This is a genomic window from Streptomyces triticirhizae, assembly GCF_003696235.1.
GTDB lineage: Bacteria > Actinomycetota > Actinomycetes > Streptomycetales > Streptomycetaceae > Streptomyces > Streptomyces triticirhizae.
This window is the reverse complement of the sequence record NZ_RFFJ01000107.1, coordinates 1-21,469: the sequence shown is the minus strand read 5'-3', so window position 1 is coordinate 21,469 and position 21,469 is coordinate 1. Positions and strand designations below refer to the sequence as shown.

General features: G+C 71.5%; 17 protein-coding genes and 1 pseudogene. 9 read left to right on the top strand and 9 right to left on the bottom strand.

Annotation, left to right across the window (positions count from 1 at the left end; all coding sequences use genetic code 11):
• The 4 genes from EBN88_RS18510 to EBN88_RS18495 form a co-directional block, all read right to left on the bottom strand.
• The coding region (locus EBN88_RS18510; protein ID WP_147472760.1) for an ABC transporter permease at positions 1-815 on the bottom strand (815 nt) is incomplete at its 3' end.
• The gene (locus EBN88_RS18505) at positions 812-1,657 is read right to left on the bottom strand and encodes an ABC transporter ATP-binding protein (RefSeq protein ID WP_122185014.1); all 846 of its coding nucleotides are present in this window, start codon (positions 1,655-1,657) and stop codon (positions 812-814) included. The genes EBN88_RS18505 and EBN88_RS18510, both read right to left, overlap by 4 nt.
• A gap of 53 nt (positions 1,658-1,710) precedes the next feature.
• Entirely contained in the window at positions 1,711-2,076 is a 366-nt protein-coding gene (locus EBN88_RS18500; RefSeq protein WP_122185010.1) for a transcriptional regulator, read from the bottom strand.
• Positions 2,073-2,564, bottom strand: coding sequence for a hypothetical protein (locus EBN88_RS18495; protein ID WP_122185009.1), 492 nt, complete (start codon positions 2,562-2,564; stop codon positions 2,073-2,075). The genes EBN88_RS18500 and EBN88_RS18495 overlap by 4 nt, the downstream gene beginning before the upstream one ends.
• Positions 2,565-3,268: 704 nt before the next feature.
• On the opposite strand from EBN88_RS18495, the gene acnA reads away from it, so the two are divergent.
• From acnA to dxs, 9 genes are all read left to right on the top strand, one after another.
• Positions 3,269-5,989, top strand: coding sequence for an aconitate hydratase AcnA (gene acnA / locus EBN88_RS18490; protein ID WP_122185008.1), 2,721 nt, complete (start codon positions 3,269-3,271; stop codon positions 5,987-5,989).
• Between the two features lie 304 nt (positions 5,990-6,293).
• On the top strand, positions 6,294-7,706 hold the full coding sequence (ngcE, locus tag EBN88_RS18485) for an N-acetylglucosamine/diacetylchitobiose ABC transporter substrate-binding protein (RefSeq protein WP_122185007.1): 1,413 nt from the start codon (positions 6,294-6,296) through the stop codon (positions 7,704-7,706).
• Between the two features lie 79 nt (positions 7,707-7,785).
• On the top strand, positions 7,786-8,823 hold the full coding sequence (locus tag EBN88_RS18480) for a carbohydrate ABC transporter permease (RefSeq protein WP_122185013.1): 1,038 nt from the start codon (positions 7,786-7,788) through the stop codon (positions 8,821-8,823).
• An 83-nt stretch (positions 8,824-8,906) separates the two neighbouring features.
• Entirely contained in the window at positions 8,907-9,791 is an 885-nt protein-coding gene (locus EBN88_RS18475; protein WP_122185006.1) for a carbohydrate ABC transporter permease, read from the top strand.
• Between the two features lie 179 nt (positions 9,792-9,970).
• A complete protein-coding gene (locus EBN88_RS18470) occupies positions 9,971-11,152 on the top strand; it encodes an ROK family transcriptional regulator (RefSeq protein WP_122185005.1) in 1,182 nt (393 codons plus the stop codon).
• 284 nt (positions 11,153-11,436) lie between these two features.
• On the top strand, positions 11,437-12,543 hold the full coding sequence (locus EBN88_RS18465) for a substrate-binding domain-containing protein (RefSeq protein ID WP_122185004.1): 1,107 nt from the start codon (positions 11,437-11,439) through the stop codon (positions 12,541-12,543).
• Between the two features lie 83 nt (positions 12,544-12,626).
• Entirely contained in the window at positions 12,627-13,472 is an 846-nt protein-coding gene (locus tag EBN88_RS18460) for an ATP-binding cassette domain-containing protein (protein WP_122185003.1), read from the top strand.
• Positions 13,472-14,701, top strand: a complete 1,230-nt coding sequence (locus EBN88_RS18455; protein WP_122185002.1) for a sugar ABC transporter permease — start codon at positions 13,472-13,474, stop codon at positions 14,699-14,701. Before EBN88_RS18460 ends, EBN88_RS18455 begins: the two co-directional genes overlap by 1 nt.
• 138 nt (positions 14,702-14,839) lie before the next feature.
• Positions 14,840-16,747: a 1-deoxy-D-xylulose-5-phosphate synthase gene (gene dxs, locus EBN88_RS18450; RefSeq protein ID WP_122185001.1), complete on the top strand. Its 1,908-nt coding sequence runs from the start codon at positions 14,840-14,842 to the stop codon at positions 16,745-16,747.
• 93 nt (positions 16,748-16,840) lie between these two features.
• Here dxs and EBN88_RS18445 read toward each other — a convergent pair whose 3' ends face one another.
• The 5 genes and pseudogenes from EBN88_RS18445 to EBN88_RS18425 form a co-directional block, all read right to left on the bottom strand.
• A complete protein-coding gene (locus tag EBN88_RS18445) occupies positions 16,841-17,236 on the bottom strand; it encodes a VOC family protein (RefSeq protein WP_122185012.1) in 396 nt (131 codons plus the stop codon).
• 85 nt (positions 17,237-17,321) lie between these two features.
• Positions 17,322-17,741 carry a PIN domain-containing protein gene (locus EBN88_RS18440; protein WP_122185000.1) on the bottom strand — a complete coding sequence of 140 codons (420 nt, stop codon included), beginning with the start codon at positions 17,739-17,741 and terminating at the stop codon, positions 17,322-17,324.
• 10 nt (positions 17,742-17,751) lie between these two features.
• Positions 17,752-19,878 (bottom strand): 3-hydroxyacyl-CoA dehydrogenase NAD-binding domain-containing protein, encoded by a 2,127-nt coding sequence (locus EBN88_RS18435; RefSeq protein WP_122184999.1) that lies wholly within the window; start codon positions 19,876-19,878, stop codon positions 17,752-17,754.
• 46 nt (positions 19,879-19,924) lie between these two features.
• Positions 19,925-21,136, bottom strand: a complete 1,212-nt coding sequence (locus EBN88_RS18430) for a thiolase family protein (RefSeq protein ID WP_122185011.1) — start codon at positions 21,134-21,136, stop codon at positions 19,925-19,927.
• A 121-nt stretch (positions 21,137-21,257) separates the two neighbouring features.
• A pseudogene (locus EBN88_RS18425) lies at positions 21,258-21,469 on the bottom strand (ribonuclease D); the annotation flags it as partial.

The following is a 21,469-nucleotide window of genomic DNA, read 5'->3' as shown; positions in this document are numbered from 1 at the left end:
GCCGCGCGCCGCAGCAGCGGGACCGCCAGCAGGAACCCGAGCACCGCCCAGGTCGTCAGCACCAGGGCGACCATCGGCAGCTCCCAGGACCCGGCCGGCTCGGCGGCCCGCGCCGCGTCCGGCAGCAGCGCCGAACGCAGACCCTGCGCCATCCACTTGAGCGGGAAGGCGGCGGCCACCCGCTGCACCGGGTCGGGCAGGACGCTGCTCGGGAACATCGCGCCCGAGGTGAGCAGCAGCCCCATCGCGGGCAGCATCAGCAACGCCAGCGCCTCGCGCGGGTTCGGCAGCACCGCGCCGATGGCGGCGCCCAGCGGAACAACCGCCAGCAGCCCCAGCGTGGTGACCCACAGCAGCGTCAGCCAGCCGCCGGCCCCGCGCGGCGTCGGCCCCGTGGCCAGCAGCGCCGTGGACGCCAGGAGCAGCGCCAGCGTCCCGACCGCCATCGCGACGACCAGCAGGGACTTGGCGATCAGATACGCCGGGATGCCGCCGGGCGTGGCGCGCAGCCGCAGCAGCGTGCCCTCCTCGCGCTCGGTCACCAGGATCTGCGGCAGGTTGATCACCCCGATCTGGAACAGCAGATAGGCGGCGAAGCCCACGACCACCAGATGGGCGCTCGGTACCTCGGTGCCGTCCACCGTGCCGTCGATGGAGACGGCGAGCAGCAACGCGACCAGCACGTTGGTCAGATGGCCGGCCAGCTCCCTCGGGCCGCGCAGCAGCTGGCGCAGCTCGATACCGCCGCGCCGCAGGCCGGCCCGCCAGTGCCGGCGCCCGCCGCGCCCGTTGCCCCCGCCCGCCCGGCGCGTCATGCGGGCACCTCCTCGTCCGCCACGGCCGTCTCCTCCCGGTGCACCATCCGGAGGTAGGTGTCCTCCAACGTCGGGCGGCGCACCTCCAGTTCGGCGATCGGCCCCCGCGCGTTCCGATGGAGGTCCCAGACCAGCCGCGAGGGGTCGTCGGTGCGCTCGCCGCGGAACGTCCCGTCCTCGGCCCGCCAGCGGACCTCGGCCCGGGCGGCGGCCCGACGGGCCAGCTCCGACGGCGTGCCGCAGGCCCGCACCCGGCCGCCGACCAGCAGGGCGATCCGGTCGGCGAGCCGCTCGGCCTCCGCCAGGTCGTGCGTGGTGAGCAGCACGGTGACGCCCTCCTCGCGGGCCAGCCGCTCGACCAGCCGGTGGAACGCGTGCCGAGCGCGGGGGTCGAAGCCGGTGGTCGGCTCGTCCAGGAAGAGGAGTTCGGGGCGGCCGACGATGCCCAGCGCGACGTCCAGCCGCCGCCGCTGGCCGCCGGAGAGCCGCTCGACGCGCTGGCCGACCTGCTCGACGAGGCCGACCAGCGCCAGCAGCTCGGCCGGGTCGCGCGGGTCGGGGTGGTAGGACGCGAAGTGCGTCAGCAGCTCGCCGACCCGCCAGCGGCGGTGGTCGCGCCAGGACTGGAGCACCAGCCCGACGCGGCCGCGCCAGGCGTCGTCGCCCCGCTCCGGGTCAGCGCCGAGCACGGTGACCTCCCCGGCCGAGCGCCGCCGGAAGCCCTCCAGGATCTCGACCGTGGTGGTCTTCCCCGCGCCGTTCGGCCCGAGCAGCGCGAAGACCTCGCCCCGGCGGACGGTCAGGTCGACGCCGTGGAGGACGTCGACGCCGCCGTAGGCCATGGCCAACCCCCGCGCCTCGACGACGAGGTGACCGGCCGGGGCCCGGCCGGCCGTCACCGCGCGGCCTCGGGGGCGGCCGGCGCCTCCTCGGGCGCGCCCGGCCCGCCGGCCGACGGCCCCACGGCCCCCGCCCCCTCGACGATCGCCCGCAGCGCCGCCACATGCCCCTCGAAGGCGGCCCGCCCACGCTCCGTCAGCGCCACCCTGGTGCGCCGCTTCCGCCCGCCGCCCTCCTTTCTGAGGTCCAGATAGCCGGCCTCCTGAAGGGTGCCCAGCTGCTTGGAGAGCGCCGAGTCGCTCAGCGAGAGGCTGTCCCGGACGAACGCGAAGTCCGCCCACTCCGTGGTGGCGAGCAGCGCGACCACCGACAGCCTCGTCGCCGGATGGATCAACTCGTCGAAGCCGGCGGGCGTGCTCACCGGCCCACCCGCTCCGCGTGGCCCCGCAACGCGCCGGTGGTCCACCGGTTGACCGGCCCGGCGAACAGCACGAACACGCCCGCCGTCGCCGTGGCCTGGATCAGCGCGCCGACCCCCGGGTGCAGGGAGTCCACCAGCCAGCCGGAGAGCAGCACGGTCCCGCCGGTCAGCACCCCGCCGAGGGCCATGGAGGCCACCGTGTGCCAGGTGTAGCGGGAACGGTGCAGCCGCATCCGGCTCCTGCGGTTGAACGCCACGACCAGCCAGCCGAGCAGCGCCACATAGACGACGGCGGCCAACAGCACGCCGTACCACGGCAGTTCCAGGCCCATGCTGGCCAGGAAGACCCACATCAGCGCGGCCGTGGCCCAGGTCGTCCCCAGCCCGGAGGACGCGCACCGCTCGGCCTCGTCGTACACCCGCTCCTGCGGCACCCTGATGCGCTGGAGATCCCGCCACGCCTGCTCGGCGTCCACCGTCGCGTCCATGGTCCGCGCCCTCCTCGTTCGACTTTCCTGTCGGGAAAGTTACTCCCGACTTTCCCAACAGGCAAGTCGAACGAGCGGGTCCCGCCGGGCGGCCACCGTGTTCACCCGGCCAACGCCAGCGGCTCCTCGATCGTCGACTCCTCGCCCCCGCCCGCGAGTTGGGTGACGGCCGCGAACGCCGCGATCACCCGGCTCCACTCGTGCGGCCGCTCGCCGTCGAGCCCGCACGCCGCCGCGTACGCGCGCGCAGCGCGCCCCGGCGCCCTCGGCCCCGGCCCCCGCCACGACGAGGTCCACGGCGTCGAAGCGCGGATCGCCGACGCACCTTCGGGTCGACGGCCATCAGCCCGCGCGCCGGGCCGCCGTCGAGCGCGTTGCCCGGGTGCGGGTCGCCGTGGAGCGGCACGGGTCGCGCCGTCGTGGCCAGCGGCCGATCGCGGCGTCGAACGGCCCGGTCCCAGGCGGCGGCGCCCCGCCGCGCCGCGGCGACGACCGCTCCTCGACGCCCCCGGCCGTCGATGCGTTAGGGTTATCTCGACATCGAGATACCTGGCGTCGAGAGACGACGTCGTCGGAACGGCGGGAAACCGTCTGTCGGTGCGCCTTCCGAGGGGCCCACTTAGGGTTCCCTTAGCGAGTGGTGGCCCGGTGCGCACGGCAGGATTGCGGTAGAACGCGCGAATCATGTGGTGAAGGAGACAGTCGTGTCGGCGAACAGCTTCGACGCCCGCAGCACCCTGCGGGTGGGCGACGAGTCGTACGAGATTTTCCGGCTGGACAAGGTGGCGGGCTCGGACCGCCTGCCGTACAGCCTGAAGGTGCTGCTGGAGAACCTGCTCCGGACCGAGGACGGGGCGAACATCACCGCCGATCACATCCGGGCCCTCGCCGGTTGGGACGCCAGCGCGCAGCCCAGCCAGGAGATCCAGTTCACGCCGGCCCGCGTGATCATGCAGGACTTCACCGGCGTGCCCTGCGTGGTGGACCTGGCCACCATGCGGGAGGCCGTGCGGGAGTTGGGCGGCGACCCGGCGCGCATCAACCCGCTGGCGCCGGCCGAGCTGGTCATCGACCACTCCGTCATCGCCGACAAGTTCGGCACCGCCAACGCGTTCCAGCAGAACGTCGAGCTGGAGTACGGCCGCAACCGCGAGCGTTACCAGTTCCTGCGGTGGGGCCAGACCGCCTTCGACGAGTTCAAGGTGGTCCCGCCCGGCACCGGAATCGTGCACCAGGTGAACATCGAGCACCTGGCCCGGACCGTGATGGTCAGGAACGGTCAGGCGTACCCGGACACCCTGGTCGGCACCGACTCGCACACCACCATGGTCAACGGCCTCGGCGTGCTCGGCTGGGGCGTCGGCGGCATCGAGGCCGAGGCCGCGATGCTGGGGCAGCCGGTCTCCATGCTGATCCCGCGCGTGGTCGGCTTCAAGCTCACCGGCGAGCTGCCCACCGGCACCACCGCCACCGACCTGGTGCTCACCATCACCGAGATGCTCCGCAAGCACGGCGTGGTGGGCAAGTTCGTCGAGTTCTACGGCGAGGGCGTCGCCGCCATCCCGCTCGCCAACCGCGCCACCATCGGCAACATGTCCCCGGAGTTCGGCTCGACCGCGGCGATCTTCCCGATCGACGCCGAGACCATCAGCTATCTGCGGCTGACCGGCCGGGACGCCCAGCAGCTCGCGCTGGTCGAGTCCTACGCCAAGGAGCAGGGCCTGTGGCACGACCCGGCCCGCGAGCCGGAGTTCAGCGAGTACCTGGAGCTGGACCTGGCCACCGTGGTGCCCTCGATCGCCGGCCCCAAGCGCCCCCAGGACCGGATCGCGCTCTCCGACGCCACCGCCAAGTTCGCCGACGACGTGCGCGCCTATGTGCCGGAGGCGGACGCCGACGAGGCGGGCAAGGAGTCCTTCCCGGCCTCCGACTCCCCGGCCGTCAGCAACGGGACGCCCAGCCGGCCGGTCACCGTGACCCTGGCCGACGGCACCAGCTTCGAGCTGGACCACGGCGCGGTCACCGTCGCCGCCATCACCTCCTGCACCAACACCTCCAACCCCTCGGTGATGGTGGGCGCGGCGCTGCTCGCCAAGAAGGCGGTGGAGCGCGGCCTGTCGCGCAAGCCGTGGGTCAAGACGACCCTCGCCCCCGGCTCCAAGGTCGTGATGGACTACTACGACCGCGCCGGCCTGACCCCGTACCTCGACAAGCTCGGCTTCAACCTGGTCGGTTACGGCTGCACCACCTGCATCGGCAACTCGGGCCCGCTGCCCGAGGAGATCTCGCAGGCGGTCAACGAGCACGACCTCGCCGTGGTCTCCGTCCTCTCCGGCAACCGGAACTTCGAGGGCCGGATCAACCCCGACGTCAAGATGAACTACCTGGCCTCGCCGCCGCTGGTGGTCGCCTACGCGCTCGCCGGCTCCATGAAGGTGGACATCACCCGCGAGCCGCTGGGCGCCGACGCCGAGGGCCGCCCGGTCTACCTGCGGGACATCTGGCCCACCGAGCGGGAGATCGAGGAGGTCGTGGCCTCCGCCATCGGCCAGGAGATGTTCGGCCAGAGCTACGCGGACGTCTTCGCCGGCGACGCGCAGTGGAACGCGCTGTCCATCCCCACCGGTTCGACCTTCGAGTGGGACCCGGAGTCCACCTACGTCCGCAAGCCCCCCTACTTCGAGGGCATGACGCGGGACCCGGAGCCGGTCTCCGACATCACCGGGGCCCGGGTGCTGGCCAAGCTGGGCGACTCGGTCACCACCGACCACATCTCCCCGGCCGGCGCCATCAAGGCGGACACCCCCGCCGGCCGCTACCTCACCGAACACGGCGTCGAGCGGCGGGACTTCAACTCCTACGGCTCCCGGCGCGGCAACCACGAGGTGATGATCCGGGGCACCTTCGCCAACATCCGGCTGCGCAACCAGATCGCACCCGGCACCGAGGGCGGCTACACCCGGGACTTCACCCAGGACGGCGCGCCGGTGTCGTTCATCTACGACGCCTCGCGCAACTACCAGGAGGCGGGCATCCCGCTGGTCGTCCTGGCCGGCAAGGAGTACGGCTCGGGCTCGTCCCGCGACTGGGCGGCCAAGGGCACCGCGCTGCTGGGCGTGCGGGCCGTGATCGCCGAGTCCTACGAGCGCATCCACCGCTCCAACCTGATCGGGATGGGCGTGCTGCCGCTCCAGTTCCCGGCCGGGCAGGACGCCGCCTCGCTGGGCCTGACCGGCGAGGAGACCTTCTCCATCACCGGGGTGACCGCGCTCAACGACGGCACCACGCCCGAGACCGTCAGGGTCACCACGGACAGCGGCGTGGAGTTCGACGCCGTGGTCCGGATCGACACCCCCGGCGAGGCGGACTACTACCGCAACGGCGGGATCATGCAGTACGTGCTGCGTTCGCTGCTGCGCGAGTGAGCGCCGGGCGCGCGCTCCCGCGTTTCCGCCGGGTCACCGCGACCCGGCGGGCTCGCGGGCCCGGCGCCCGCTGACGTCTCGTCAGCCAGACTCGCGAATCCCCAGCTCAGCGCGAGGGTCGGCCAACTGTCCGCGATTCACCCGGACGTGGCCGGCCCTTCGTGTGTGTCGGGGAGATCTCAACTCGGAAAAGCCTCCCGGCGATCTTGGCTCGCGATCTTCCGTGTGCGCGCCAAGTGGACTATACCTGTCGGGCAGTCGGCGGCCATCCCGTTCGGCTCCCCCCAGGAAGGCGAGGCTGCACATGACGTCCAAGCTCAACCGCCGCTCCCTGCTCACCCGTTCCGCCGCGGCCGGCCTGCTCTCCGTGCCGGCGGTGAGCGCCCTGGCCGGCTGCGCCAGCGGTGGCGGCGACGACGAGTCCGTCGAACGCGGCGAGACCACGGACGACAACCCTCTGGGCGTGGACCCCGAGGCCGAACTTGAGGTCATCATCTTCGACGGTGGCTTCGGCGACCAGTACGCGCTCGACGCCGAGGCGATCTACCAGGAGAACTACGGTCCGGTCACCCACGACAAGACGACCGAGATCCAGACCAGACTCCAGCCGAGAATGGTCCAGGGCGACCCGCCGGACGTCATCAACAACGGTGGCGCCGACGCCATGGACATCGCCGCGCTGATCCGCAACGGGCAGGTCTACGACCTCAACGAGCTGCTGGACGCCCCCTCGTTGGACGACCCCAACGTCACCGTGCGCGAGACCCTGATGCCCAGCACGGTGGAGATGGGCCAGTTCGGCTCCCAGGAGGTCTGGCGGCTCAACTACGCGTTCACCGTCTACGGCCAGTGGTACTCGCGCACCGCCCTGGAGCGTCTTGAGGTCGAGTACCCGCGCACCTGGGACGAGATGATCGCGGTCTGCGAGGCCGCCAAGCGGCAGGGCATGGCCGGCTGGACCTACCCGGGCGTGTATCCCTACTACTTCAACTTCACGCTCTACCCGTTCATCGGCAAGATCGGCGGCGTCGAGGTTCTCCAGGCCATCGACAACCTGGAGCCCAACGCCTGGCGCCACGACGCGGTGAAGGCCGCGTTCGAGGCGTACCACGAGCTGGCCGCGCGCGGCTATGTCCTCCAGGGCAGCCCCGGCATGACCCACGAGGAGTCCCAGGACGAGTGGAACGCCTACCAGGCGCTGTTCATCCCGAACGGCTCCTGGGTGGAGAACGAGTCGCGGCGCAACACCCCCGAGGACTTCGACATGGCGGTGGGCCCGCCCACCGGCCTGGACTCCTCGGACGCGATGCCGTTCGAGACGCTGTGGGCCTCCGCCAGCGAGCCGTTCTTCGTGCCGGCCGACGCCCGGAACCCCATTGGCGGCCTGGAGTTCCTGCGGGTGATGCTCGGCCAGGAGTCCGCGCGGAACTTCACCGAGCTGGTCTCCTCGCTGACCTGTGTGCGGGGCGCGGCCGACGGGATGGACCTGCCGCCCGGCCTCTCCAGCGCCAAGGCGACCTTCGAGGCGGCCGGCGACAACCTGCTCGTGCCCCGACTGCCCGACTGGTACAAGCAGTTCAACAACGAGGAGGTCGGGGGCGCGGTCGCCGCCATGATGGCCGGCGACATCGACCCGGACGAGGCGATCACCCGATGTCAGCGGGCGGCCGACGCGACCGCGAGCGACGACTCCATCCAGAAGTTCCAGCACGTCTGAGCGGCGAGAGGGCGGCATGGAGAGTGGCGCGGAAGGCAGGGAAGACGTGGCCGACACCAGGGAGCGGGCCGGCGGGAACATGACCGACGCCGGCGCGGCCGGCCGCCGGCGGAGCGGCGGCGACCGGCTGACCCCGGGGCTGGCACTCCGGCTGACCGTGGCGTTCTTCCTGCCGCCCCGGTTCACGCCGCGGAGCGTGCGATACGACCGGCGTTACCGAAAACTCGATCAGTACCGCTTCATTGTCTGGTTTCTCTCGTTGCCGGTCCTGGTCTACGGCGTGTTCGTGGTCTCGCCGTTCCTCCAGGCGTTCTTCTACTCGATGACCGACTGGACGGGATACAGCGCCAGTTACGAGTTCACCGGCTTCGAGAACTACGAAAGGATGTGGAACGACGACAAGTTCTGGGAGGCCACCAGGAACAGCCTGCTGCTGTTGGTGGTCGCCCCGGTCGTGACGCTGGTGATGGGGCTGTTCTTCGCCTATATGCTCACCGCCGGCGGTCGGCGGCGGAACGAGGCGGTGGCCGGGGTCACCGGCTCGGGCGTCTACAAGATCGTCTACTTCTTCCCGCAGGTGCTCTCCCTGGCGATCATCGCGGTGATCTGGGCCCGGATCTACAGCCCGCGCAGCGGCGCGCTCAACGCCGGTCTCGACGCGGTCGGTCTCGACTCCTGGCAGCGGGAGGACTGGCTGGGCAGCTCCTGGGCGATCTGGTGCGTGCTCGTGGTGCTGTGCTGGTCGTTCGTCGGCTTCTACGTGGTGCTGTTCTCGGCGGCGATGAGTGCCATCCCCACCGAGATCTACGAGGCCGCCCGGCTGGACGGGGCGGGCCGCTCGGTGACGTTCTTCCGGATCACCTTCCCGCTGACCTGGGAGACCGTCCGAACCGGCTGGATCTACATGGGCATCCAGGCCCTGGACGCCTTCGCCCTGGTGAACGTGATGGTGCCGGAGCACGGCATGGACGTGCTGCCCAGCTACCTGTTCGAGAAGTCGTTCCGGGACGGGCAGGCCGGCTACGCCACCACGATCGGGGTGGCGCTCTTCGTGATCACCCTGCTGTTCGCCACGGTCATGCTGCGGATCGGCCGCAGGGACCGGATCGAGCTGTAGGCGCGGGGAGCCGGGCCGCCGCCACCGGCCCGGCCCTCCCTCCGTCCGTCCCCGCACGCCAACCGCCTGATGGAGCACGTTAGATGAGCCTCACCAAGACCCCCGGCGACCGGCCCGCCGAGCAGCGGCGGCAGGGCGTCACCGGCACCACCCTGAACGTCTTCTCCCACACCTTCCTGGTGGCGTGGCTGGTGATGGCCGCCGCGCCGCTGCTGCTGGTCGTCCTCAACAGCCTCCGCCCGCACGGCGACATCGTCTCCGAGCCGTTCGGGCTGCCCACCGACCTGGAGTGGGCCAACTTCAGCAACGCCTGGACCTCGGCCAACATCGGCCGGTACGCGCTCAACTCGTTGATCATCCTGGCCGGTTCGCTGACCGGCACGATGCTGCTCGGCTCGATGGCCGCCTATGTCCTGGCGCGCTTCGAGTTCCCCGGGAACCGGCTGCTGCACCTGCTGTTCGTCGGCGGGATGATGTTCCCGGTCTTCCTCGCCCTGGTGCCGCTGTTCTTCGTCCTCAACAACCTGGGCCTGCTCAACACCCGCCAGGGCCTGATCGTCGTCTACATCGCCTACTCGCTGCCGTTCACCATCTTCTTCCTGGTGGCCTTCTTCCGCACCCTGCCCGGCGGGGTGCAGGAGGCGGCGACGCTGGACGGCGCCTCGCACACCAGGACGTTCTTCCAGATCATGCTGCCGATGGCCAAGCCCGGGCTGATCAGCATCGGGATCTTCAACTTCCTCGGCCAGTGGAACCAGTTCGTGCTGCCCCGGGTGCTCAACGTCGGCGACCCGGACGACGCGGTGCTGCCCCAGGGCCTGGCCGCGTTGATGGTGCAACAGGGCTACGAGGGGGACTGGGGCGCGCTCTACGCCGGCGTGACCCTGGCGATGATGCCGGTGCTGGTGGTCTATGCCGCCTTCCAGCGGCAGGTGCAGAGCGGGCTGACGGCGGGGGCGGTGCGCTGATCCCGCCGGACCCCGTGTGCCGGCGGCTTCGGTGGATTCCCGTGCGAGGCCACCGTTCGGGGCGTTGACTTCCTATAGTGGGCCAGGTGCCGTCTCCCGTCGCAGGTGGGGCGGCCGGCGGAGGCGACGTTCGCCCGCTGGGTGACGGGATGTTCGGTATGTGGGAAGTGGAGTGAGCCGTGAAGACTCCGGGATCGCAGTCCTCGCTGCACCGGGCCAACCTGGAGCGCGTGATCAGGGCGGTCCGTGCCGCCGGTTCGCTCACCCAGGCCGACATCGCCAGGACCACGGGTCTCTCGGCGGCCACGGTCTCGAACATCGTGCGGGAGCTGAAGGAGTTGGGCACGGTCGAGGTGCGCTCCACCTCGGCCGGCGGCCGGCGGGCCCGCAGCGTCTCGCTCTCCAGCGACGCGGGCATCGTGGTGGGCGTGGACTTCGGCCACTCCCATCTGCGGGTCGCGGTGGGGAACCTGGCGCACCAGGTGCTGGCCGAGGAGGCCGAGCCGGTGGACGTGGACGCCTCGGCCGAGCAGGGCTTCGACCGGGCCGAGAAGCTGGTGGGGCGGCTGCTGGCGGTGGCCGGCGTGGACCGATCCAAGATCATCGGCATCGGCCTCGGCGTTCCCGGGCCGATCGACATGACCAGCGGCACCATCGGCTCCACCGCCATACTGCCGGGCTGGCGCGGCACCAACCCGCGCGACGAACTGGCCGCCAGGACGGGCGTCCCGGTGCACGTGGACAACGACGCCAACCTGGGCGCGCTGGGCGAGTTTGTCTGGGGCAGCGGCCGGGGCGCGGGTGACCTCGCCTACATCAAGGTGGCCAGCGGGGTGGGCGCCGGGCTGGTGATCAACGGCCGCATATACCGGGGCTCCGGCGGCACGGCGGGTGAGATAGGGCACATCACGCTCGACGAGTCGGGGCCGGTCTGCCGCTGCGGCAACCGGGGCTGCCTGGAGACCTTCACCGCGGCGCGCCATGTGCTGCCGCTGCTGGCGCCCATTCACGGGACCGAGTTGACCATGCGGCGGGTGGTCCAGCTGGCGCGCGAGGGCGACCCCGGCTGCCGGCGGGTGATCGCCGACGTCGGGCGCCATGTGGGCACCGCCGTGGCGCAGCTGTGCAACGTGCTCAACCTCAACCGCGTGGTGCTCGGCGGCGATGTGGCCGAGGCCGGGGAGATCGCGCTGGGGCCGATCCGGGACTCCGTCGGCCGGTACGCCATCCCCAGCGCGGCCCGCCAACTGACCGTGGCCGCCGGCGCGTTGGGCGGCCGGGCCGAGGTGCTGGGCGCGCTGGCGCTGGTGCTGCGGGAGATGGGCGACGGGATGCTGCTCGGCGCGGACCAGCCGGGGTGACCGCCGGAGCTGAACGCGCGGGCCCCGAGGACGCCCCAGGGGCCTGGTTGAACCTTCAAGAGGTAAAAACAACACAACGAAAAACAAAGCTTCAGAACTCCCCAGGCGTGCGCCCCCTTTAATGCCCGTGAATAGCTTTGTCAAACCTTCGCTTCCGCTCTAAGAGAAGGTCTCGATTTGGTTGAAGCTGGATTTATGTATTGACGACAAGAAGACGCCGGAGTTAGCTCTCACCGGACCGAATGGCCGCGAAGTGGCGGCCCGAGCGGGAGGCTTGACTAACGATGCGTCAACAACTGCGACTTGTCGGTATCGGCGTCGCGTCCCTGGCCCTGACCGTGGCGCTGGCCGCCTGCGGCGAGGCCGGCGGCGGCGATGACGACGACAACAACGAGGGTGGTGGCGGGGACGGTGGCGGCACCATCGGGCTCCTGCTCCCCGAGGACCGCACCACCAGGTACGAGTCCTTCGACCGCCCGTTCATAGAGGACAAGATCGGCGAGCTGTGTCCTGACTGCACCGTCGACTACAACAACGCCAGCGAGGACACCAACCTCCAGAAGCAGCAGTTCGACGCGATGCTCACCGGCGGCGTCGACGTGATCATCCTGGACCCGGTGGACGCGTCCGCCACCGCCACCTGGGTCGAGGAGGCCGAGGCCGAGGGCGTTCCCGTCATCGCCTACGACCGGCTGGCCGAGGGCCCGATCCAGTCCTATGTCTCCTACGACAACAGGGCGGTTGGCGAACTCCAGGGCCAGGCCCTGCTGGACGCCCTGGGTGACGAGGCCGAGGGCGCCCGCGTGGTGATGATCAACGGCTCGCCCACCGACCCCAACGCCGGGGACTTCAAGGCCGGCGCCGAGTCGGTCCTTGAGGGCACCGCCGAGATCGTCTTCTCCCAGGACATCGACGGCTGGGACGCCGCGCTGGCCAACGAGGAGATGAACGCCGCGATCGACTCCCTGGGCGCCGACGGCTTCGACGCCGTCTACGTCGCCAACGACGGCATGGCCGCCGGCGTGATCAACGCCCTCCAGGCCGCCGGGATCACCGACGTGCCCGTGGGCGGCCAGGACGCCGAACTCGCCGGCCTCCAGCGGATCGTCACCGGCGAGCAGACCTTCACGATCTACAAGGCGCTGCGGCCCGAGGCCGAGATCACCGCCGAGATCGCCGTCCGCCTGCTCAACGGCGAGGACTTCGCCGACCTGGCCCCCGACAGCGTGGACAGCCCCACCAACGACGGCATCCCGTCCACCCTGTTGGAGCCCGTGCCGGTGACCGTCGACACCATCACGGACACCGTGATCGCCGACGAGTTCTACGCGCCCACCGACATCTGCACCGCCGAGTTCGCCGACGCCTGCCAGGAAGCCGGCCTCGGCTGATCGCCGCACCGCCCGGACCCCGCCCCCGTCGATCCGCCCGGGGCGGGGCCGGGCCAACGCAGCGCAAGGAGCTGACCCCACGCATGACCGCCGCACCCGTTCTGGCGTTGCACGGCGTCTCCAAGCGGTTCGGCGCCGTCCAGGCGCTGACCGACGTCGACCTGGAGATCCGCGCCGGCCACGTGACCGCCCTGGTGGGCGACAACGGAGCCGGAAAATCAACCCTCATCAAGACCATCGCCGGGGTCCACCCCATCGACTCCGGCCGCATCACCTGGAAGGGGCAGGAGGTCAGGATCGTAAAGCCCCACGACGCCCAGGAACTCGGCATCGCCACCGTCTACCAGGACCTCGCCCTGTGCGACAACCTCGACGTGGTCGCCAACCTCTTCCTCGGCCGGGAGCTGCGCACCGCGCACATCCTCGACCAGGTCGCGATGGAGCGCGAGGCCCGCGAACTGCTGGACACCCTCTCCATCCGCATCCCCAGCGTGCGCATCCCCGTCGCCTCGCTCTCCGGCGGCCAGCGGCAGGTGGTCGCCATCGCCCGCGCCCTGGTCGGCTCGCCCGAGGTCGTCATCCTCGACGAGCCAACCGCCGCGCTCGGCGTCGAGCAGACCGCCCAGGTGCTCGACCTCGTGGAACGGCTCCGCGACCGGGGCCTCGGCGTCGTCCTCATCAGCCACAACGTCGCCGACGTGCGCGCCGTGGCCGACGACGTCGCCGTGCTGCGGCTGGGCCGCAACAACGGCGTCTTCCGGGCCGCGGAGACCAGCGGCGAGGAGATCATCGCCGCGATCACCGGCGCGACGGACAACGCGGTGACCCGGCGCAGCTCGCGCAGGGAGCGGCCGCGCGACGCCGAGCCCGAGCAGAACACCGAGCCCGAGCAGAACACCGACGCCCAGGGCGCGGAGGAGGAAGCCTGATGAGCGACAAACTCGCGCCCGATCCGCGCCTGTTGGTGCGGGAACGCGGCCTGGCCGGCTATGTGGAGGACTTCCGCCGCCGGATCGCCGGCGGCGAGCTGGGCTCCATCCCGGTGATCATCGGCATGATCATCATCGCCGTCGTCTTCGAGGCCCAGACCGGGACGTTCCTCTCCCCGCGCAACCTCAGCAACATCACGGTCTACATCGCCGGCCCCGGCATCATGGCCGTCGGCATCGTGCTGGTGCTGCTGCTCGGCGAGATCGACCTCTCGGTCGGCTCCATGGCGGGCCTGTCCGCCGCGATCTGGGCGGTGCTCTCCGTCAGCCACGGGGTCAACGACCTCGTGGCCATCGGCCTGGCCATCCTGGCCGGCGCCGCCGTCGGCACCCTGCACGGCTTCTTCTTCGCCAAGATCGGCGTCCCCGCCTTCGTGGTCACCCTCGCCGGCTTCCTCGGCTGGAGCGGCCTCCAGATCTGGGTGATGGGCGACGAGGGCACCATCAACATCCCCCGCGACAGCCTGGTGCGGGACTTCAACAACTTCTACTTCTCCGACATCGCCGCCGCCTACGGCCTGGCCGCCGCGCTCAGCCTGGGCTACCTGGCCGCGCTCGTCTTCCAGGAGCGGCGGCGCGGCGCCGCCGGGCTGCCCACCCGGCCGCTGAGCGAGATCATCCTGCGGGTCGGCCTGGTGGCGGTGGCCGCGTTCGTCACCGCCTACACCCTCAACCAGCACCGGGGCCTGCCGCTGGCGCTGGTGATCTTCCTGGCGATCCTGCTGCTCGCCGACTTCATGGTCCGCCGCACCACCTACGGCCGGCAGATCTTCGCCGTCGGCGGCAACGCGGAGGCGGCCCGCCGCGCCGGCATCAACGTGGAGCGCGTCCGGCTGACGGTGTTCACCATCGCCAGCGCGCTGGCCGCGCTCGGCGGCCTCTTCTACGCGGCCCAGGCCGGCGGCGCCTCCAAGAGCCTCGGCTCGGGCAACCTGCTGATGAACGTCATCGCCGCCGCCGTCATCGGCGGCACCAGCCTCTTCGGCGGGCGCGGCTGGGTCTGGTCGGCGCTGCTGGGCACCCTGGTCATCCAGTCCATCACCACCGGGCTCAACCTGATGGGCATGGCCAGCGAGATCCAGTACATGATCACCGGCGCCGTGCTGCTGGTGGCCGTCGTCCTCGACTCGGTCTCCCGCAGAACCCAGCGCACCGCCGGCCGAACATAGGTGCTGCGAAAGTGAGGTGACAGGTCACCCGGGTCGCGAGCGACTCGGGTGACCTATCTCGCATCCTGAGACCTCCTGGCGCGAGGTGGCGCACTAGACTCTCCGGGTGATGGGACTGCCCCGAAGCGAGGAGGAACGGTGTCGTTGCTGACCGGTATCTCGGGACCGCGCGATCTGGACCGGCTCACCCCGGAGCAGCTCGTCGAGCTGGCCGGAGAGATCCGCACCTTCCTGATCCAGGAGGTCTCCAAGACCGGCGGGCACCTCGGCCCCAATCTCGGAGTCGTCGAGCTGACCATCGCCCTGCACCGGGTCTTCCACTCACCGGCCGACCGCGTCCTGTGGGACACCGGCCACCAGTCCTACGTCCACAAGCTGCTCACCGGCCGCCAGGACTTCACCGGCCTGCGCACCAGGGGCGGGCTGTCCGGCTACCCCTCGCGCGAGGAGTCCGAGCACGACGTCATCGAGAACAGCCACGCCTCCACCGTCCTGGGCTGGGCCGACGGCCTGGCCAAGGCCAACCAGCTGCGCGGCGTCGACAAGCACGTGGTCGCCGTCACCGGCGACGGCGCCCTGACCGGCGGCATGGCCTGGGAGGCGCTCAACAACATCGCCGGCGCCAAGGACCGCCCCCTGGTGATCGTCGTCAACGACAACGAGCGCTCCTACGCGCCCACCATCGGCGGCCTCGCCAACCACCTCGCCACCCTGCGCACCACCGAGGGCTACGAGCGCTGGCTGGAGCGCGGCAAGCAGATGCTCAACCGCACCCCCGTGGTGGGCCGCCCGCTCTACGGCACCCTGCACGGCGCCAAGAAGGGCCTGAAGGACGTCATCGCCCCGCAGGGCATGTTCGAGGACCTGGGCCTGAAGTACGTCGGCCCGATCGACGGGCACGACATCCAGGCGTTGGAGTCGGCGCTCCAGCGCGCCAAGCGCTTCGGCGGCCCGGTCATCGTGCACTGCCTCACCGAGAAGGGCCGGGGCTACCAGCCGGCACGCGACGACGAGGCCGACCAGTTCCACTCGGTCAACGTGATCCACCCCGACACCGGCCTGCCGGTCTCCGTCTCGGGCGCCGACTGGACCTCCGTCTTCGGCGACGAGATCGTCCGGATCGGCCGCGAGCGCCCCGACGTCGTCGCCATCACCGCCGCCATGCTGAGGCCCGTCGGACTCCAGCGCTTCGCCGAGGAGTTCCCCGACCGGGTCTTCGACGTCGGCATCGCCGAGCAGCACGGCGCGGTCTCGGCCGCCGGGCTGGCCACCGGCGGGCTGCACCCGGTCTTCGCCGTCTACGCCACGTTCCTCAACCGCGCCTTCGACCAGCTGTTGATGGACGTCGCGCTGCACCGCTGCGGCGTCACCTTCGTGCTGGACCGCGCCGGCGTCACCGGCCCCGACGGCGCCTCCCACCACGGGATGTGGGACATGTCGATCCTCCAGGTCGTCCCGGGGCTGCGGCTGGCCGCCCCGCGCGACGCCGACCAGCTGCGGGCCCAGCTGCGGGAGGCCGTGGAGGTCAGGGACGCGCCCACGGTGGTGCGTTACTCCAAGGGCAAGGTCGCCGCGCCCGTCGCGGCCGTCGGCCGGATCGGCGGGATGGACGTGCTGCGGGAGGCCGAGACCGACCGGCCCGACGTGCTGATCGTCTCCGTCGGCGCGCTGGCGCCGCTCTGCCTGGAGGCCGCCGCGCTGCTCGACCGCCAGGGCATCAGCGCGACCGTCGTCGACCCCCGCTGGGTCAAGCCGGTCGACCCCGAGCTGCCCGCGCTGGCCGCGCGCCACCGCGTGGTCGCCACCGTCGAGGACAACAGCCGCGCCGGCGGCGTCGGTTCGGCGATCGCGCAGGCCCTGCGGGACGCCGACGTGGACGTGCCGCTGCGCGACTTCGGCATCCCCGCCCGATTCCTGCCGCACGGCAGCCGCGCCGAGGTGCTGGCCGAGGCCGGCCTGACCGCCCCCGCCATCGCCCGCCAGGTCACCGGCCTCGTCGCCCGCCAGGAGGGCCGACTGGACCCGGCCGGCCTGGGCAGCGACTGACCCCGGCCGGAGCCCCGGCGGGGGAACGGCACGGAACGCGCCGACGCCGCTCGTCCCCCGAGGCGAGCGGCGCCCGTCGAAGGTGTCGGACGCTCAGCCCTGGGTGGCCGCCGGGTCCATCCACATGACCTCCCAGTGGTGGCCGTCCAGGTCGTAGAAGCTGCGGCCGTACATGCCGTCCATGTCGAGCGGGTCGCCCGCCGCCGTGCCGCCGGCCGCCAGCGCCCGGTCGGCCAGCTCGTCCACGGCCTCCCGGCTGTCCGCGCTCAGTCCGATGAGCGTCTCCTGGTGGGTGCCGGTGTCGGCGATCTGCTTCTTGGTGAACGTCCTGAAGAAGTCCTCGGTGAGCAGCATCGAGTAGATCGTCTCGCTGATCACCAGACAGGCCGCGTTCTCGTCCGAGAACTGCGGGTTGAAGGAGTACCCCAGCTTGGTGAAGAACTCCTTGGACCGCTCCAGGTCCTTCACCGGCAGGTTCACGAAGATCATGGTGGACACGGTGTGCTCCCTCTCGCTCCCGCCGTCGCTCCCCGCGCCGGCTTTCGAGAGGACAGACCGGGGGCCGCCCGGAAACTCATCGCTCGCCCGGAGGAATCCTCGAAAGAAGTTCGCGCGGTCCCCACACCTCGGCGCCCAACTCCCGCACCCGGCCCCGCAGCTCGCGGTCCGCGGTCACCACCAGGCAGCGCCGCCCCGGCTCGGTCGCCCGCACCAGCTCCACCATCGCGTCGTCCCCGCTGCCCGACGCCGAGACCACCCGCACCCCGGGCACCGAGGCCACCCCGCGCGCCGCGCCCTCCACGACCAGCACCGGCTCCCCGAAGCCGGCCAGGCCCGCGAGCCGGTCCCGCAGCCGCTCGGTGGCGCCCCGCCGGTCCCGCCACCAGCCGTCGGGCACCGAGCCCACCACGTTGGCGCCGTCAACCAACAGCAGCGGCGCCCGCCCCGGGTCCACCGGGCCGGGCGCCGCGCCGTTCGCCTGTCCGTCCGTCACACCACGGACCCTACTCCGGCAGGCTCGCCACCCCGGGCGCCAACAGCCGCCGGCCCAGCACCCGCTGGGAGACCCCGGCCCGGTCCAGGTAGGGCGTGATCCCGCCCAGGTGGAACGGCCAGCCGGCGCCGGTGATCAGGCACAGGTCGATGTCCTGCGCCTCGGCGACCACGCCCTCGTCCAGCATCAGACCGATCTCCTCGGCGATCGCGTCCACCGCGCGGGCCCTGACCTGCTCCTCCGAGAGCACCTGGTCGCCGACCTCGAAGAGCGCCGCGACCTCAGGGTCCAGCTGCGGCTTGCCGCCGCTGTGGTCGTAGAGGGTGCGCTTGCCGGCGGCCACCACCCGGCCCAGGTTCTCCGAGACGCCGAACCGCTCGGGGAACGCCTGGTGCAGGGTGCCCGCCACATGGTGCGCCACGGCCGGGCCCACCAGCTCCAGCAGCACCATCGGCGACATCGGCAGCCCCAGCGGCGCCAGCGCGTTGTCCGCCACCTCGACCGGGGTGCCCTCGTCGATGGAGGCCAGCACCTCGCCCATGAAGCGGGTGAGGATGCGGTTGACGACGAACGCCGGGGCGTCCTTGACCAGCACCGCCGACTTCTTCAGCTGCTTGGCCACGGCGAACGCGGTGGCCAGCGACGCGTCGTCGGTGCGCTCGGCCCGCACGATCTCCAACAGCGGCAGCACCGCGACCGGGTTGAAGAAGTGGAAGCCGACGACCCGCTCCGGGTGCGCCAGCCGCGAGGCCATCTCCGTCACCGAGAGCGAGGAGGTGTTGGTGGCCAGGATGGCGTGCTCCGGCACCACCGCCTCGAGCTCGGCGAAGACCTGCTGCTTGACGCCCATCTCCTCGAAGACGGCCTCGATCACGAAGTCCGCGTCGGCGAACGCGGTCGCCCTGTCCAGCGAGCCGGTGACGTTGGCCTTCAGCCGGTTGACCTGGTCCTGGCTGAGCCGGCCCTTCAACAGCAGCGTGTCCAGCTGCTCGTGGACCCAGCCGACGCCCTTGTCCACCCGCTCCTGGTCGATGTCGGTGAGCACCACCGGCACCTGGAGCCGGCGCGCGAAGAGCAGCGCCAGCTGCGAGGCCATCAGGCCGGCGCCCACGATCCCGACCTTGGTCACCGGGCGGGCCAGCGACTTGTCCGGCGCGCCCACCGGGCGCTTGGCGCGGCGCTGCACCAGGTTGAACGCGTAGAGCCCGCTGCGGAGTTCGTCGCTCATGATGAGGTCGGCCAGCGCCCGGTCCTCGGCGTCGAAGCCGGCCCGCAGGTCCCCGTTGCGCACCTGGGCGATGATGTCCAGCGCCCGGTAGGCGGCGGGGGCCGCGCCGTGCACCTTCTCGTCGGCGATCTCCCGGCCCCTGGCCACCGCCTGGTCCCAGGCCTCGCCCCGGTCCGGGTCCTGCCGGGCGATCTCGATCTCGCCGCGCAGCACCGCCGAGGTCCAGATCAGCGACTGCTCCAGGAAGTCCGCCGCCTCGAAGACGGCGTCGGCGATGCCCAGTTCGTAGACCTTGGGGCCGGTGAGCATCCGGTTCTGGTTGAGCGCGTTCTCCACGATGACCGTCACCGCGCGCTCGGCGCCGATCAGGTTGGGCAGCAGGGTGCAGCCGCCCCAGCCGGGCACCAGGCCGAGGAAGACCTCGGGGAGCCCGAACGCGCCGATCGAGTCGGAGACCGTGCGGTAGGTGCAGTGCAGGCCCACCTCGACGCCGCCGCCCAGGGCCGCGCCGTTGTAGTAGGCGAAGGTGGGCACCGCCAGGCTGTTCAGCCGGCGGAAGATCGCGTGCCCGCCGACGCCGATCGCCAGCGCCTGCTCGCGCTCGGCGATCACCTCGACGCCCTTGAGGTCGGCGCCCACGGCGAAGACGAACGGCTTGCCCGTCAGTCCCACGCCGACGATCTCGCCGGCGTCCGCCTCGGCGGCCACCCGGTCGATCGCCGCGTCGAGGTTCGCCAGCGAACGGGGACCGAACGTCGTCGGCTTCTTGTGGTCGAAGCCGTTGTCCAGGGTGATCAGGGCGAACCGGCCCGCGCCGTGCGGCAGTTCCAGGTGGCGCACGTGCGCCTGGGTGACCACCTCGTCGGGGAAGATCTCGGCCGCCTTGCGCAGCTGCTCCGCGCTACTCACTGTGACTCCTTCGCCTGCTCGCTGGACCGGGGTGCCGAACGCGGGCTCACTGGCCCTCCCAGTGCGGGTTCTCCCAGATGACCGTGCCGCCCATGCCGAAGCCGACGCACATGCTGGTCAGCCCGTACCGCACGTGCGGCTGGTCCTCGAACTGCCGGGCCAGCTGGGTCATCAGCCGCACCCCGGAGGAGGCCAGCGGGTGGCCGAAGGCGATCGCGCCGCCGTACTGGTTGACGCGGGGGTCGTCGTCGGCGATGCCGTAGTGGTCCAGCAGCGCCAACACCTGGACGGCGAACGCCTCGTTGATCTCGAACAGGCCGATGTCGTCGATCGTCAGGCCCGCCTTCGCGAGGGCCTTCTCGGTGGCCGGAATCGGGCCGAAGCCCATCACCTCGGGCTCGACGCCCGCGAACGCGAAGGCGACCAGCCGCATCTTCACCGGCAGACCCAGCTCGGCCGCGATGTCCTCGCCGGCCAGCAGCGAGGCGGTCGCGCCGTCGTTGAGGCCCGCCGCGTTCCCGGCCGTGACCCGGCCGTGCGGGCGGAACGGGGTCTTCAGGCCGGCCAGGCCCTCCAGCGTGGTGCCCGGGCGCATCGGCTCGTCCGCCGTGGCCAGGCCCCAGCCCAACTCGCCCTCGCCCTCGGTGCGCCGCACCGAGACCGGCACCAGGTCCCGCTGGATCTTGCCGTCCGCGTACGCCTTGGCCGCCTTCTCCTGGCTGCGCACCGCGTACTCGTCGGCCCGCGCCTTGGTCAGGTGCGGGAACCGGTCGTGCAGGTTCTCCGCCGTCATGCCCATGAAGAGGGCCGACTCGTCGACCAACTTCTCGGAGACGAAACGGGGGTTGGGGTCCACCTGCTCGCCCATCGGGTGGCGGCCCATGTGCTCCACGCCGCCGGCGATCGCGACGTCGCTGGCGCCGAAGGCGATGGCGCCCGCGCTGGTGGTCACGGCGGTCATCGCGCCCGCGCACATGCGGTCGATGGAGTAACCGGGAACGGACTGCGGCAGCCCGGCCAGCAGCGCGGCCGTGCGGCCCAGCGTCAGGCCCTGGTCGCCGATCTGCGTCGTGGCGGCGAGCGCCACGTCGTCGACCCGCTCGGGCGGCAGCTGCGGATTGCGCCGCAGCAGCTCCCGGACGCACTTGACGACGAGGTCGTCGGCGCGGGTCTCGTGGTAGATCCCCTTGGGACCCGCCTTGCCGAACGGGGTACGGACGCCGTCGACGAACACGACGTCCCTAGCGGTACGCGGCACGATGCCCTCTCTCTCCACGCCGAGATTCTGCGATCCGGGACCCATGCTACTAGCGGGTAACCGTCAGGCAAGAGTCGCCCTTCCCACGGGGCGCACATCACAGCCGGGGATCGTTCGGGGCTCAGCCCTCGGAGAGCGCCTTGGCGAGCAGTTCGGCGGTCTGCCCGATCTGCCACTCCCTGGCGCCCAGCGCCCGCAGTGCCGCGCCGACCGCATCGGGCCCGACCTCCGCCGGCGGCTCCCAGCACACCCGCCGCACCAACTCCGGGGTCAGCAGGTTCTCCTGCGGCATCCGCAGCTCCTCGGCGCGCGCGGTGACGGCCGCGCGCGCCG

Excerpts from the sequence above, each read along its gene's own strand:
- EBN88_RS18505 (WP_122185014.1), bottom strand. The coding sequence starts at position 1,657 with ATGGCCTACGGCGGCGTCGACGTCCTCCACGGCGTCGACCTGACCGTC.
- EBN88_RS18495 (WP_122185009.1), bottom strand. The coding sequence starts at position 2,564 with ATGGACGCGACGGTGGACGCCGAGCAGGCGTGGCGGGATCTCCAGCGC.
- ngcE (WP_122185007.1), top strand. The coding sequence starts at position 6,294 with ATGACGTCCAAGCTCAACCGCCGCTCCCTGCTCACCCGTTCCGCCGCG.
- EBN88_RS18480 (WP_122185013.1), top strand. The coding sequence starts at position 7,786 with ATGACCGACGCCGGCGCGGCCGGCCGCCGGCGGAGCGGCGGCGACCGG.
- EBN88_RS18475 (WP_122185006.1), top strand. The coding sequence starts at position 8,907 with ATGAGCCTCACCAAGACCCCCGGCGACCGGCCCGCCGAGCAGCGGCGG.
- EBN88_RS18465 (WP_122185004.1), top strand. The coding sequence starts at position 11,437 with ATGCGTCAACAACTGCGACTTGTCGGTATCGGCGTCGCGTCCCTGGCC.
- EBN88_RS18460 (WP_122185003.1), top strand. The coding sequence starts at position 12,627 with ATGACCGCCGCACCCGTTCTGGCGTTGCACGGCGTCTCCAAGCGGTTC.
- EBN88_RS18455 (WP_122185002.1), top strand. The coding sequence starts at position 13,472 with ATGAGCGACAAACTCGCGCCCGATCCGCGCCTGTTGGTGCGGGAACGC.
- EBN88_RS18445 (WP_122185012.1), bottom strand. The coding sequence starts at position 17,236 with ATGATCTTCGTGAACCTGCCGGTGAAGGACCTGGAGCGGTCCAAGGAG.